The organism is Flavobacterium sp. (genome assembly GCF_044368625.1).
Lineage (GTDB): Bacteria > Bacteroidota > Bacteroidia > Flavobacteriales > Flavobacteriaceae > Flavobacterium.
This window is the reverse complement of sequence record NZ_JBIPPD010000078.1, coordinates 1-12,990: the sequence shown is the minus strand read 5'-3', so window position 1 is coordinate 12,990 and position 12,990 is coordinate 1. Positions and strand designations below refer to the sequence as shown.

Genomic DNA, 12,990 nt, shown 5'->3' with positions numbered 1-12,990 from the left:
TAAAACCTGAAATATTCAAGATAACACCCAATCAATTTAAAAATAATATCCTAAATTTGAATCTAAATTAAAATCAACTCTCATCAATAACGTTGTGAAACTTTACACTTAATTGCTTAGTAGAAAGCAATCTCATAGAAAAGATTGCTTTCTACTAAGCAATTAAAGCGGGAGTGAACGGCCTGACCCTCCTCCAAAATTGCTGAATATCCGTGAATTGCTGCGTAAGAAAACTAGAATGGAATAAAAAACCGGGAGGGTAACGCCCAAAAAAAAGTAAATCCTGAAAATTTTGATTGAAATGTACTACCTTTAAGCATGAATTTCTTAGCACATATTTACTTGTCGGGCGAAAACGACCATATTAAAATTGGCAATTTTATGGCAGATGGCATTCACGGAAAAAATTTTGATGCCTTTCCTGCTGGTGTTCAAAAGGGCATTCGATTGCACCGAGAAATCGACAGTTTTACTGATTTTCATCCCATTTTCCGACAAAGCAAACACCGCTTGCACGAGCATTATGGTCATTATTCGGGGGTGATTATGGATATTTTGTACGATCATTTTTTGGCTAAAAATTTTTCCAGTTATTCCAAGGTGAGTTTAGCGGATTTTGCGGCGAATTTCTACACTTTGCTGGACAACAACTTCCACCTCCTAACGCCGCGTTTCAAAATGATCTTACCTACATTAAAGTCCGAAAACTGGCTTTTATTGTATGCTACGGTTCCCGGAATTACACACATTTTATACAATATGGACCGCCGGACCCGATTGCAGTCGAAAATGCAATTTTCAGTCCAAGAATTGGCGTTGTACTACACCGAATTTGAGGTGGAGTTTACCCAATTTTTTGCCGAAATGGAAGCTTTTGTCAAAGAAAAAATGAACGAATGGGATTGAATTATTTTGTGCAAAATCTGATTTTGAAATGATTTCTTGCTGAAATTTTAAAAAACGTTTAACTTCGCCCCTCTTCTAAAAAATGCTTGCTTCAAATGCTCAAAAAATATTTATACCGACTAGAATCCTTACTCGCGTGGGTCCAGGCAAAATTGACAAACAAACAGTTTTTGTTCGTGGCAAGTGTGTTGGTAGGAATTTCAGTGGGTTTTGCAGTAATTGTTTTAAAAGCTTTTGCACATTGGGTTTTTGTATTTGCAACATACATCAACGGGATTATAAAGTTGAGTTACATTAACAGTATTTTGCCCTTCATCGGAATGCTTCTTACGGTATTTGTTATCGATAAAATTTTGGGTGGAAAATTAGAAAAAGGGACGTCGCAAATTATGTATGTCGTGGCCAAAAAAGCGAGTATCATGCCCAAAAAGCAAATGTATGCTCAAATCATCACGAGTTCGCTAACCGTTGGTTTGGGCGGTTCGGCAGGGTTGGAATCCCCCATAACGATTACAGGAGCGGCTTTTGGATCTAATTTTGCCCAGCGGTACAAACTCAGCTACAAAGACAGGACCTTGCTCATCGGCTGCGGTGTTGCCGCCGGAATTGCCGCAGCATTTAACGCCCCAATTGCGGGAGTACTTTTTGCCATCGAAGTGCTTTTGGTTGACGTGAGTATCGCAGCTTTTACACCCATTATGATTGCTGCTGCAACGGGCGCTTTGGTTTCTGCTATTGTACTCAAAGAAAATGTGCTGTTGTCTTTTAACAAGCAACAAGTTTTTGATTATACCAATATTCCATACTATGTTTTGTTGGGAATCATCATTGGTTTGATTACTATTTATTATGCCCGCTGGTTTCAAAAAATTGAACGGTTTTTTCATCGGTACGAAAAAACACCTTATCGGCGTGCATTGATTGGAGCTTCTTTACTTGCTGTTTTAATATTTATCATCCCTACTTTGTTTGGTGAAGGCTACGAGAGTATCAAAACCTTATCAGAGAACGACGCGAGTGTTTTATTGCAAGACACACTTTTTAGTGAATTTAGGGATAATAAATGGGTGCTTCTCGCCTTTGTAGGTGCTGCGGCTTTTTTAAAAGTGTTTGCAACAGGTTTTACGTTAGGTGGCGGCGGAAACGGTGGCAATTTTGCCCCTTCGTTATTCTTGGGGTCGTATGTGGGTTACTTTTTTTCGCAACTCATTACGCTTTCTGGACTGGATAAACTTCCGGTAAGCAATTTTACAATTGTAGGTATGGCGGGTGTTTTGAGCGGCTTGTTTCATGCACCGCTTACTGCGATTTTCCTTATTGCCGAAATTACAGGCGGTTACAGCCTGATGATTCCGCTCATGATTGTATCGTCCATTAGTTTTGCGGTTTCAAAGCGTTTCGAAAAGCATTCGATGGACGTCAAACATTTGGCCACAACAGGTCAAGTATTTACCAGTAATAAAGACACCAATGTTTTATCCACAATCGAAACCAGTTCCATCATCGAAACGGACTACTTTACGATTACCCCCGAAGAGAATTTAGAAAAATTAGTCGATTTAATTTCGCATTCCAACCAAGTTATTTTTGCAGTTGTCAATAAAGATAAGGAGTTGTTGGGAATCGTACACTTTAATTATATCCGCGAGATTATTTTTAACAAGTTCAAAGTAAAATATACTTATGTTAAAGAAGTAATGCATGCACCGGAAACAATTGTGTATCCTTTTCACACCATGGAAGTGGTAATGAAAAAGTTTGAAGAAAGTAAAATGACCTTCCTGCCTGTGGTGAGAAACGGGAAGTATTACGGTTTTATTTCCAAAGCAGTTGCATTGGAATCCTACCGAACCAAATTGAAGTCGATGACCATAGAATAAGATTTCCCACTACGATTAAATTTTTTTGGGGGTGTTGCTTTGCTTTTTTCATCCTAAGAGTTGGAACAAAGCAAGGCGTCAGGCTGTTGATTCCCGCTTACCGATGAAAAATCGGGAGAGCTCTCCCGAAAATTCGGGGGTTATCCTTCACGCGAGCCATTGAAAAACAGCCGTTTTTGGATTTTAACACTCAATTTTTAATAATTTTTTTTAAACCGCTACAACTTGTTGATTTATATGCAACAAAAAACTACCTTTGCAAAAAATTGTAAAAATTAAAGAGACCGATTTTCTTTAAGAGACTAAGTTTACAATTTTGCTATTTTAATTATGAAAAAAATCGTCGAATACAGAAAGTTGCTAAATGTAGACAAAACAGTTACGTTGAAAGAGTTAAAAACCATTTACCGTAATGCAATGAAAGAAAGTCACCCGGATAAGTTTTCGGGAGATGATGCAGGTTTAAAAGCTGCTGAAGAACAAAGTAAATCCATAATCGAGGCTTACCACCAATTGGTTAGTATTAATCCAGAAACCATTGCGCAATTAAAACCAGAATTTACTGCAACAGTTGCAACCGCTACAATCACGGATTATAAATTTGTCGACGGTCGTTTAATTATTGATTTTTCCAACGGAAGTATTTATGAATTCATCAGCGTTCCTAAAGCTACCTATGTTAAAATGGTAAATGCTGAGTCGCCAACACGTTTTGCAAAACGTCATATTTTTAATGCATTTCCTTGGAGAAAAACAACCAATCAGGAATAATCAAAAATTGAGCACAATATACATTAGGATTTAGTTTCAAAAGCTAAATCCTTTTTTTTTAATACTACAAACGGAATGGATAATTGTTTTTTTGTGGCAAAATGCCGTACATTAAAACGATAAATAAATAATAATTTTTTAATAGATATGCTTCAAACATTATAAAATTAAATACTTTTGCAGTCTAAAAAAATCAAAAAAAATAATTTACAAAAAATGAAAAAAATAATTTTATCATTACTTGCAGTTACAGCCATAGTTTCTTGTAACCAAGTAGGAAGTAATGAATATGTAATTGAAGGAAATGGAAATGGATTACGCGATGGTTTGAACGTTTATTTGCAACAGCAAGATTCTACTGGAACAATGATACAAATGGACACCGTTCAAATTGAAAAAGGTAAATTCAAGTTTGAAGGAAAATTAGTGGAACCGGCTTTGTCTTTTATTGAAATTGACTCATCAAACACTAAAATTCCATTTATCCTTGAAGAAGGAAAAATTACGGTTGAGGTCAATAAAGATACCATTTACAAAAGTATCGTAGGCGGCACATACAGCAACGAACAATTGGTAAAATATGCTAAGCTGACAGAAAAAATCCAGGATAAAGTGAAAAAATTCCAGGAATCAAATATGTCAAAAATTCAAACGGCACAAATGACCAACGACACCGTAACCATGAATGCATTGACAAAAGAATACCAAGTTTTTCAAAATGAATTTAAGGATATTTCCCTAAAGCACGTGGAAGAACATCCAAAATCGTATATTTCTTTGTTATTTATCAAACAATTTTTGAGTGATCCGTCTTTCGATTTGGCTCGTGCTACAAAAATGTTTGAAAATTTGGATCCGGTTTTGAAAAATACCAGAGAGGGAAAAAATATTAAGAAATCATTAGACGGCGTGAAAACAGCCGAAAAAAAAAATGATACAAGTGCCGCAGCCGTAGAAATTGGTACTGTTGCACCTGATTTTTCTGCTCCAAATCCAGAAGGTAAAGCCACTTCATTAAAGAGTTCTCTAGGAAAATTAACACTGATTGATTTTTGGGCTTCTTGGTGTGGACCTTGCAGAAAGGAAAATCCAAGTGTTGTAGCTTTGTACAAAGATTTTCATGCCAAAGGATTGAATATCATCGGAGTTTCTTTGGATGAAAAAGCGGATAAGTGGAAAGAAGCTATTGCAAAAGATCAGTTGACTTGGACACATATTTCAAATTTAAAAGGATGGGAAGATCCAATTGCACAGCGCTATTATGTGGACGGAATACCAGCTACTTTTTTACTAGATGAAAAAGGTGTAGTTATTGCCAAAAATCTACGAGGCGACGAACTTAGAGCAAAAGTAGCTTCAATTTTAAAATAATATTTTTAAAAAGTCATGGAAACATGGCTTTTTTTATTCGTTTTTTGTTTTTAGTTTTACATTGGTTGTGTTTTTGAATGTCAATTATTTCAAAAATGAATAACTAGAAAATCGCCATTAACAACAAATTTGCGCAAACAATTGAAAATGCTTCGCCAGTTCGCAAGCTCGGGTCATCGAGCACCGATGAAAACTATAATATTGTGAGATAAGCACTAATGAATAAAAAGACGTTACCATATACGACCGCCAAAAAATGAAATTTTACATATATGAAATGCGCATAACGGAAACGCGATGCAATTGAAAATGCTTCGCCAGTTCGCAAGGTAGGGTCATTGAATACCAAATAAAATAGTATCCGATGCGATAAACCCAAATGAAGATATTTGCGGCCCGAGTCCCGAAAATCATCGGGACAAACAGTTGAAGCAATTACTCCCGATAGCTATTGGGAACTTGTCCCGAGTAATCGGGAGACCAACAAAAAACAATAAATATTTACATATGAAAAAAGTTTTTATAATTACCGCAGCCGCTTTTGGATTGATGTCTTTTATTAATCCAATAAAGCCAAATTTTGTTTTAAGTGGTGTAGCAAAAGGAGTACAAGACGGGACGATGGTTTATTTGGAGCGCCAAGATGAAGTAAAAGGCATTATGGCAATGGACTCCGCCAAAATTATTAGTGGCGCTTTTGTAATGAGCGGTACTACAAATGAGCCTGCCGTAAATTTTATTCAAATAAAAGGACTTGAAGGAAAAATTGCCTTTATTTTAGATCAAGGCTCGATTACTTTCACCATATACAAAGACAGTATTGCAAAAAGTAAAATCGGAGGAACTCCCGATAATATTGAATTGCAAAAGTTTAACGTTTTTTCTCAGAGTGTACAGCAAAAATTACAAAAGTTTCAAGCTGATAACGCCGAAAAAATGAAAACGGCACAATCCAATAAGGACAATGCTACCATTCAGCAACTTATGGATGAGTTTGGAATTTTGCAAAATGAATTACTAAATTATACCGCTACTTATCCCGAAAAAAATCCAAATTCATTTTTATCGGTTTTATTGTTAGACAATATGTTTAACCAGCCCGAGGTAAATATTCAAAAAATCAAAACTGTTTATGGAAGTTTATCCAGTAAATTGCAAAACACAAAACCAGGACTTTCTATTAAAACTAAAATCGGAAATTTCAAGGATTTATCGGAAGGTAATACAGCGCCTGACTTTTCAGCTCCCACACCTGAAGGAAAAACGCTTTCTCTGAAACAAGCCATGGGAAAAGTTACCATAATCGATTTTTGGGCTTCTTGGTGTGGACCGTGCCGAAAGGAGAATCCAAGTGTTGTGGCCTTGTACAAAGAATTTCATCCCAAAGGATTAAACATTATCGGTGTTTCATTAGATAAAGATGGTGCAAAATGGAAAGAAGCAATTGCCAAAGATGATTTGACTTGGTCGCACGTTTCCAACTTGCAGTTTTGGACAGATCCAATTGCTGTTTTGTATAATATCAAAAGTATTCCAGCTACCTATATTTTAGATGATAAAGGCGTTATTATCGCTAATAACTTACGCGGAGAAGAACTAAGAGCGAAGATTGCATCCCTTTTAAACAAATAAATTACTGCTGTTTTGTAAAAAAATGGTTAAAACTCCGAAAGGAGTTTTTTTTTATGTATTTAATTATGAATTGGTTAATAAAAAGTGTGGAATTAATTTTAAAAAATGTTTGTAAACACCGAAAACGTTGCTATATTTGCAACCGGTTTAAACAACACACGATGTTGTTTTTAACGCAGGGGGAGATACTCAAGCGGCCAACGAGGGCAGACTGTAAATCTGCTGTGAAAACTTCGCAGGTTCGAATCCTGCTCTCCCCACAAAAAAAACCTGAAAATTTTCAGGTTTTTTTTATGCCATTATTTTTCTTCTTTGTTTTTTTTGTTTTACAAAAAAGCCAAACCTCCGATGAATTTTTAATGTTTTAAGAATGTTTTAATTGCAAAAAGAATCGCGATAAAAAGTATAAAACACAAAAGAACAATGTAGGTTTTTTTATAAAAAGTGTCGTGGGTTTTTTTGTCTTTCGCATAACTGTAAACCATCAATGCGATAAAAGAAACAGCAAACAATCCAGCAAAAACTAATTGACCTTGACTAAACATATTATTTTTTTTTGCAAAATTAATCATTAAATCCCTATTTTTGGGTGTATCCTACTTATAAATTTGATTACTAAGAAATGAGGATGACGAAAAAGTGATGCGATGATATGTATGGTTTGTCCCGTTGTGTTGGGAGAACGATAAAAAAAAGAAATAACTATATATGAAAAAACAATTAGAAGCTGTAAAGCAATTTCACGAAACATTTAAAATTGGTTTTAGCAAGCAACCTGTGGCGAGTTTAGGGATTGCAAAAAATGAACTGCGGTACCATTTAATGAAAGAGGAGAATGAGGAATATTTGCAAGCAGTTCAAGACGACAATTTAATCGAGATAGCCGATGCTTTAGGCGATATGTTGTACATTCTGTGCGGAACAATTTTGGAACACGGTTTGCAGGACAAAATTGAAGCCGTTTTTGAAGAAATACAGCGGAGTAATATGAGTAAATTGGATCACGATGGATTACCTATTTACAGGGAAGATGGAAAAGTAATCAAAGGACCTAATTATTTTAAGCCCAATTTTGAAAACATTTTTAAATAAAAAAGCAGTGTATTTTTTAATTTACACTGCTCTAAAATCTTTATACTTTGACAGTCCAGCCAAAAGTGTCTTCGGCTAAATTGTATTGAATTTTATTCAATTGTTCTTTTAATCGTAAAGCATACGAATCTTCTAGTTGTTGAGGGACTTCGTGGTATTCGTCCTTGTAAGAAAAGCCTTTAATTGGACTTACTACTGCAGCTGTTCCGGCTCCAAAAATTTCCTTTAAATCGCCGTTTTTACTGCTTTCGAGTAATTCTTCAACCAACACTGGTCGAATTTCTACTTTAATTCCGTTTTTTTCGGCAAGTGCAATCAAACTTTTTCGAGTAATTCCATCTAAAATTCGATCACTCGTTGGAGCCGTAAATAGAGTGTCTTTAATTCTAAAAAACACATTCATAGTACCTGCTTCTTCTAATTTGGTATGGGTGGCATCATCGGTCCAAATAATTTGTTGGAAACCTGCTTTATTTGCTAAACCAGTTGGGTAAAACTGTCCGGCATAATTTCCAGCCGCTTTTGCAGCACCAATGCCGCCATTTGCAGCACGACTGTAATGTTCGGCAATAATCACTTTTACCTCTCCAGAATAATATGATTTGGCAGGAGAAAGGATGATCATAAAACGGTATTCTGCCGAAGGAGAAGCAATAACTCCTTTTCCCGTAGCAATCATAAACGGACGGATGTACAACGAATTACCTAGACCTTTTTTGACCCATTCTTTATCCAATTCGATCAACTGCGTCAAGCCTTCCATAAAAATTTGTTCATCAATTTCGGCCATTGCCATCCGAACCGCCGATTTGTTAAACCGTTTAAAGTTTTCATCCGGTCTAAAAAGCCAAATCGCATCTTCCTCATCCTTGAACGCTTTCATTCCTTCAAAAATAGCTTGTCCGTAATGAAAAACTTTAGAAGATGGATCCATTAAAAATGGGGCATAGGGTTTAATCTCCGGTTTTTGCCATGCACCGTCTTTGAAATCGCAAACCAACATATGATCGGTAAAAACGGATCCGAAAGTTAGATTTTCAAAATCGATCTCGTTAATTTTGCTATTGGAAACTTTTGAAATATCGATGGATAAAGCAGTATTGGAACTCATGTAAAAAATCTTTTTGTTGTAAATGTCTGGAAAATAAGCTTTGTTTTATTTGGCAAACCGTTACTAAATTTATAGGTTGCTAAAATAGTAAATTAACATCAGAATAGTTTTGACAGAGATGTTTTTTTAGAAATTAATAATTTCAGGGCTGTTTTTATTCAGATTGTTTAATATTAACGTATTTCATTCTATAAAAACATAAAAGTTGAAATTATCTAACTATTTTTGTCAACAAATAACTAATTTAAACTTTATGAAAAATATTTTTATTTTATCGTGCACATTGTTAATGTTGGTAAGTTGTAAAAAAGAGGAAGCTAAACTACCTATCGATAAGGAAATTGCCTACGCAAACTTTGGTGAAAAAATTGAAGCAAATGAGGCCCTTTCTGCAAAGGAAATGCTAGAAAAATATCAAACATTGAAACCTGGCGATACCATAGATGTCAAATTTAAATCTACAATCAAGGAAGTTTGTAAAAAGAAAGGTTGTTGGATGTCGATGGAATTAGCGGACGATAAAGAAACCTTTGTGAAGTTCAAAGATTATGCTTTTTTTGTACCTAAAAATGCCGACAATAGCGAAGCTATCGTGAGTGGCAAAGCATTTATGGACAGTATTTCGGTTGATCAATTACGTCATTATGCTAAAGACGGCGGTAAAACAGATGCAGAAATTGCAGCGATTACATCGCCAGAAGTAAAATATTCCTTTCAAGCTAACGGTGTTTTAATTCAAAAATAATGAAGAAATTCATCCTATTTCTTGTTGTAATCCAACTTTGCTATTCTTGCAAAGAGCGTGAGGAAGTTACAGATGTAAAAACCAATTCGAGTACAGAAGAAAAAAAGTTTGACATGTACGAAATGTCGGAGATGGCCTTGCTTATGGAGCAAATGTACGTGGACAATGAGCGGTTGAAAAAACGAATTGAAAAGGGCGATACTATAGGCAAATTTCCAAATCATTTTTTGAAAATTCATGCAGCTGTAATGACCGATAAGCAAGAAAATGATGCTTTTTTTAAAGAACAAGCCGCTCATTTTATAAAAGCACAAGAATTGATTTATGAAGATCCGAACAATGCAAAAGAGCATTTTAACAACGGCATTGATGCTTGTATAAAATGTCATGAAGTGAAATGTGGCGGGCCTATTCCAAGAATCAAAAAGTTGTATATAAAATAGTGTTGGGTTCTATTTGCAACTGTCTTTTACGTTATTGAATGTAACGAAGTTTCGGAGCAATCTTGTAGCGAAATGAAACAAAGCTAAAGATACAGCGGAACGCCCGACCCACAGTTGCGGGAAACGTTCTACTACTTGAATTAAATGTTATTAATATTGAAATGACGACTGGAATTGATGAGAAGAGAAATTGTTCAAACGCTTGACGGTTCGACCACTATTTATTTACCGGATTGGGAAGAAAATTACCATTCCAAGCATGGTGCAATTCAAGAAGCAAAGCACGTATTTATTAAAAACGGTTTTCTACAATTTGAACAGGATGAAATTGCTGTTTTGGAAATTGGTTTTGGCACAGGTTTGAACGCTTTTATCACTTTGCTAGAAGCGGAGGATAGAAACATGAAAGTCAATTATACGGGTGTGGAAGCTTATCCAGTAGCTTTTGATGAAATAGCTCAAATGAATTACGTTGCTGAACTTGACGCTACAGATAAAGAAGTTTTTTTTCAAAAAATGCATACATGTGAATGGAATTTTCCTGTAAACCTTTCAGATCAATTTTGTTTAACAAAGCGTCAGCAGTTTTTTAATGAAATTACTGATGTAGACCAGTTTGATTTAATTTATTTTGATGCTTTTGGTTATAGGGTACAACCCGAACTATGGAGTACAGCAATTTTTAAAAAAATGTACACTGCATTAAAGCCAAACGGCATTCTAGTGACTTATGCGGCTCGAGGTGTGGTCAAAAGGAGTATGGTAGAAGTAGGTTTTACTGTTGAAAAACTCGCGGGACCTCCAGGAAAAAGGGAAATGTTTCGTGCTTTTAAAAAGCAAGTTTAACATTCTTGTTTGTTTTTATTAACTTTTGGCTTGTTAGGAGTATCGTAAAATTGTTTAAATTTGATATTCAACAATTGTAAAAAAATAGGATGACGGAAATTATGAAGAAAACCATGTTCACTTACACAAAAAATGTTTTGGAAAGAGTAAGCTTCGATCCTTCACTCTTTTGCAAAGAACTTAAAAAAGCACTTAAAGTGTTATTGCCTTACGAAATCGAACAGTTGAAAGATTGGTTGTTGCAATACACTCAGGAAAAACCAGAGTTACATCATTGTCGTTTATTATTAAACTAATTTAAAGGAGCTCATAAAGCTCCTTTTTTATTTTTTGGGCAACGGACTTATAATTTGTACATTATGGAAAACAATCGCACCTTTTACTACTCCAGCAATCGTGGATCGTAATGCTTCAATAATGTGAATTTTTAGCTCCGTTTTTGGAAAAATCAAACTTACTTCTCGAGCTGGCTTTGGTTCTGCAAAATGGTGCAGATGTTTTTTGTCTTTTTCATGCAAATCTAGCGTGTGTAAAAAAGGAAGTAAAGTAGTGCCTAAGCCTTCATTGGCCAATTTTATTAAAGTTTCAAAACTGCCACTTTCCAGCTGAAATGATGTTCCCAAACCCGCATTAGCATTTTTGCACAAATTTAATATACCGTCTCTAAAACAATGTCCGTCTTGCAATAGCAAAATTTCATCAATATTCAAATCGCTAATTTCAATTTCCTTCTTCTCCGCAATCCTTCGATTTTCGGGTATGTAAGCTACGAAAGGTTCATAATACAATACGATTTCCTTTAATTTCTCTTCCATCAAAGGTGTAGATGCGATTGCAGCGTCAAGATGGCCATTCTTGAGTCGGCTAATGATTTCATCTGTGTTGAGTTCTTCGATAATCAGTTTGACTTTTGGATATTTTTTAATGAAATTGTTAAGGAACATAGGCAATAAAGTGGGCATTATAGTAGGGATAATACCCAATCTAAATTCGCCTCCAATAAAGCCTTTTTGATGCTCCACTATATCTTTAATCCGGTCGGCTTCGATTACAATATTTTTAGCTTGCGCAACAATTTTCTCCCCAATATCAGTCATTTGAATGGGTTTTTTGGTACGGTCAAAAATTTGAATTTTTAATTCCTCTTCGATTTTTTGAATTTGCATACTTAATGTAGGCTGCGTGACAAAACATTTTTCGGCAGCCAAGGTAAAATTTCGGTGTTCGGCAACAGCCAGAACATATTGGAGTTGAGTGATGGTCATTATAGTATTATTTTTAGCAAATTTAAGAAAACAATAAGTTTTAGTTATACTTTAAACCTTTAAATATTTTGTAACTTTAAACAACTTTATTTTAAAATAGAAATAATTATGAAAACGAATATTTTGGGATTACCAGTAAAAGAATCAGAAGAAATGGTTAAGGACTTAAATGTATTACTTTCGAATTTTCAGGTATTTTATCAGAATTTGAGAGGAATTCATTGGAACATTCGCGGCAAACGATTTTTTGAATTACATGTTAAGTTTGAAGAATTGTATAATGATGCACAATTAAAAGTTGATTTGGTTGCCGAACGAATTTTAACTATTGGCGGAAGTCCTTTACACACTTTTGAAGATTATATAAAACATAACAAATTGAAAGTAGGTAAATCTATTTCGAATGATGAAAAAGCAGTCCAGCTGATTATTGACTCTTTGTCTGATTTATTAAAAATAGAACGAGAAATCCTCAACAAGTCAGATGATATCAATGATGAAGGAACCAATGCGATGATGAGCGACTTTATTGCTGAACAAGAGAAAGTAATTTGGATGATGAGAGCTTGGTCTGAAGAAAGTTTGTAAGTTGTAGATAATAATTTTACTAAAGCCGTTTCAGAAACTGAAACGGCTTTTTATTTCAATATTTTTTATTCTAAATTAACTCAAAAATTTTGCCTTTAATTCAGGAGTTGGAATCATACAAGCGTCTTTTTTCCCATACCATTTGTACCTGTTTTTGGCTATATAATCATAAATGGGATTTCGTAAAACCGATGGAATGACTTTAAAAATAACCGACCATTTTAAGAAACCACCAAGCGAATTTAGGATTTCCAAAGCGGCATCTGATTTATAAAAGTACGCTTGTCCTGGTTCATACAAAATGATGCTGTCTGTTTTCGAACTATCGATTTTGAGGTAG

At 35.0% G+C, this 12,990-nt stretch carries 15 protein-coding genes and 1 tRNA gene; 12 read left to right on the top strand and 4 right to left on the bottom strand.

Annotated features, from left to right (window positions below; genetic code table 11):
- The first annotated feature begins 318 nt into the window (after positions 1–318).
- The 6 genes from ACIQ2X_RS07795 (at position 319) to ACIQ2X_RS07770 (ending at position 6,820) form a co-directional block, all read left to right on the top strand.
- Positions 319–906 (top strand): ACP phosphodiesterase, encoded by a 588-nt coding sequence (locus ACIQ2X_RS07795; RefSeq protein ID WP_396178366.1) that lies wholly within the window; start codon positions 319–321, stop codon positions 904–906.
- A 95-nt stretch (positions 907–1,001) separates the two neighbouring features.
- Positions 1,002–2,786 (top strand): chloride channel protein, encoded by a 1,785-nt coding sequence (locus ACIQ2X_RS07790; RefSeq protein WP_396178365.1) that lies wholly within the window; start codon positions 1,002–1,004, stop codon positions 2,784–2,786.
- 330 nt (positions 2,787–3,116) lie between these two features.
- On the top strand, positions 3,117–3,557 hold the full coding sequence (locus tag ACIQ2X_RS07785) for a KTSC domain-containing protein (protein WP_396178364.1): 441 nt from the start codon (positions 3,117–3,119) through the stop codon (positions 3,555–3,557).
- A gap of 216 nt (positions 3,558–3,773) precedes the next feature.
- The gene (locus ACIQ2X_RS07780) at positions 3,774–4,928 is read left to right on the top strand and encodes a redoxin domain-containing protein (RefSeq protein ID WP_396178363.1); all 1,155 of its coding nucleotides are present in this window, start codon (positions 3,774–3,776) and stop codon (positions 4,926–4,928) included.
- Positions 4,929–5,435: 507 nt separating this feature from the next.
- Positions 5,436–6,560, top strand: a complete 1,125-nt coding sequence (locus ACIQ2X_RS07775) for a redoxin domain-containing protein (RefSeq protein WP_396178362.1) — start codon at positions 5,436–5,438, stop codon at positions 6,558–6,560.
- A 179-nt stretch (positions 6,561–6,739) separates the two neighbouring features.
- A tRNA-Tyr gene (locus ACIQ2X_RS07770) sits at positions 6,740–6,820 on the top strand.
- Positions 6,821–6,916: 96 nt separating this feature from the next.
- Here the strand turns inward: ACIQ2X_RS07770 and ACIQ2X_RS07765 are convergent.
- Positions 6,917–7,132: a hypothetical protein gene (locus ACIQ2X_RS07765; RefSeq protein WP_396178361.1), complete on the bottom strand. Its 216-nt coding sequence runs from the start codon at positions 7,130–7,132 to the stop codon at positions 6,917–6,919.
- A 136-nt stretch (positions 7,133–7,268) separates the two neighbouring features.
- Here ACIQ2X_RS07765 and ACIQ2X_RS07760 point away from each other — a divergent pair, with 136 nt between their 5' ends.
- Positions 7,269–7,652 (top strand): hypothetical protein, encoded by a 384-nt coding sequence (locus tag ACIQ2X_RS07760; protein WP_396178360.1) that lies wholly within the window; start codon positions 7,269–7,271, stop codon positions 7,650–7,652.
- 40 nt (positions 7,653–7,692) lie between these two features.
- Here ACIQ2X_RS07760 and ACIQ2X_RS07755 read toward each other — a convergent pair whose 3' ends face one another.
- Positions 7,693–8,763, bottom strand: coding sequence for a branched-chain amino acid aminotransferase (locus ACIQ2X_RS07755; protein WP_396178359.1), 1,071 nt, complete (start codon positions 8,761–8,763; stop codon positions 7,693–7,695).
- A gap of 253 nt (positions 8,764–9,016) precedes the next feature.
- Between ACIQ2X_RS07755 and ACIQ2X_RS07750 the strand changes: the two genes are divergently transcribed.
- From ACIQ2X_RS07750 to ACIQ2X_RS07735, 4 genes are all read left to right on the top strand, one after another.
- Complete coding sequence (locus ACIQ2X_RS07750; protein WP_396178358.1) at positions 9,017–9,508, top strand: DUF4920 domain-containing protein; 492 nt, start codon at positions 9,017–9,019, stop codon at positions 9,506–9,508.
- Complete coding sequence (locus tag ACIQ2X_RS07745) at positions 9,508–9,951, top strand: hypothetical protein (RefSeq protein ID WP_396178357.1); 444 nt, start codon at positions 9,508–9,510, stop codon at positions 9,949–9,951. Before ACIQ2X_RS07750 ends, ACIQ2X_RS07745 begins: the two co-directional genes overlap by 1 nt.
- Positions 9,952–10,128: 177 nt before the next feature.
- Complete coding sequence (mnmD, locus tag ACIQ2X_RS07740) at positions 10,129–10,797, top strand: tRNA (5-methylaminomethyl-2-thiouridine)(34)-methyltransferase MnmD (RefSeq protein ID WP_396178356.1); 669 nt, start codon at positions 10,129–10,131, stop codon at positions 10,795–10,797.
- Between the two features lie 101 nt (positions 10,798–10,898).
- Positions 10,899–11,093: a hypothetical protein gene (locus ACIQ2X_RS07735; protein ID WP_396178367.1), complete on the top strand. Its 195-nt coding sequence runs from the start codon at positions 10,899–10,901 to the stop codon at positions 11,091–11,093.
- A 27-nt stretch (positions 11,094–11,120) separates the two neighbouring features.
- On the opposite strand, the gene ACIQ2X_RS07730 is transcribed toward ACIQ2X_RS07735, so the two are convergent.
- A complete protein-coding gene (locus ACIQ2X_RS07730) occupies positions 11,121–12,062 on the bottom strand; it encodes a LysR substrate-binding domain-containing protein (protein ID WP_396178355.1) in 942 nt (313 codons plus the stop codon).
- A 108-nt stretch (positions 12,063–12,170) separates the two neighbouring features.
- Between ACIQ2X_RS07730 and ACIQ2X_RS07725 the strand changes: the two genes are divergently transcribed.
- On the top strand, positions 12,171–12,650 hold the full coding sequence (locus ACIQ2X_RS07725; protein WP_396178354.1) for a Dps family protein: 480 nt from the start codon (positions 12,171–12,173) through the stop codon (positions 12,648–12,650).
- Positions 12,651–12,725: 75 nt separating this feature from the next.
- Here ACIQ2X_RS07725 and ACIQ2X_RS07720 read toward each other — a convergent pair.
- Positions 12,726–12,990: thiol-disulfide oxidoreductase DCC family protein (locus ACIQ2X_RS07720; RefSeq protein ID WP_396178353.1), on the bottom strand; the 265-nt coding region annotated here is incomplete at its 5' end.

What these genes read in the sequence shown, in the direction of transcription:
- ACIQ2X_RS07795 (WP_396178366.1), top strand. Translation starts at nt 319, where the DNA reads ATGAATTTCTTAGCACATATTTACTTGTCGGGCGAAAACGACCATATT.
- ACIQ2X_RS07790 (WP_396178365.1), top strand. Translation starts at nt 1,002, where the DNA reads ATGCTCAAAAAATATTTATACCGACTAGAATCCTTACTCGCGTGGGTC.
- ACIQ2X_RS07785 (WP_396178364.1), top strand. Translation starts at nt 3,117, where the DNA reads ATGAAAAAAATCGTCGAATACAGAAAGTTGCTAAATGTAGACAAAACA.
- ACIQ2X_RS07780 (WP_396178363.1), top strand. Translation starts at nt 3,774, where the DNA reads ATGAAAAAAATAATTTTATCATTACTTGCAGTTACAGCCATAGTTTCT.
- ACIQ2X_RS07775 (WP_396178362.1), top strand. Translation starts at nt 5,436, where the DNA reads ATGAAAAAAGTTTTTATAATTACCGCAGCCGCTTTTGGATTGATGTCT.
- ACIQ2X_RS07765 (WP_396178361.1), bottom strand. Translation starts at nt 7,132, where the DNA reads ATGATTAATTTTGCAAAAAAAAATAATATGTTTAGTCAAGGTCAATTA.
- ACIQ2X_RS07760 (WP_396178360.1), top strand. Translation starts at nt 7,269, where the DNA reads ATGAAAAAACAATTAGAAGCTGTAAAGCAATTTCACGAAACATTTAAA.
- ACIQ2X_RS07755 (WP_396178359.1), bottom strand. Translation starts at nt 8,763, where the DNA reads ATGAGTTCCAATACTGCTTTATCCATCGATATTTCAAAAGTTTCCAAT.
- ACIQ2X_RS07750 (WP_396178358.1), top strand. Translation starts at nt 9,017, where the DNA reads ATGAAAAATATTTTTATTTTATCGTGCACATTGTTAATGTTGGTAAGT.
- ACIQ2X_RS07745 (WP_396178357.1), top strand. Translation starts at nt 9,508, where the DNA reads ATGAAGAAATTCATCCTATTTCTTGTTGTAATCCAACTTTGCTATTCT.
- mnmD (WP_396178356.1), top strand. Translation starts at nt 10,129, where the DNA reads ATGAGAAGAGAAATTGTTCAAACGCTTGACGGTTCGACCACTATTTAT.
- ACIQ2X_RS07735 (WP_396178367.1), top strand. Translation starts at nt 10,899, where the DNA reads ATGAAGAAAACCATGTTCACTTACACAAAAAATGTTTTGGAAAGAGTA.
- ACIQ2X_RS07730 (WP_396178355.1), bottom strand. Translation starts at nt 12,062, where the DNA reads ATGACCATCACTCAACTCCAATATGTTCTGGCTGTTGCCGAACACCGA.
- ACIQ2X_RS07725 (WP_396178354.1), top strand. Translation starts at nt 12,171, where the DNA reads ATGAAAACGAATATTTTGGGATTACCAGTAAAAGAATCAGAAGAAATG.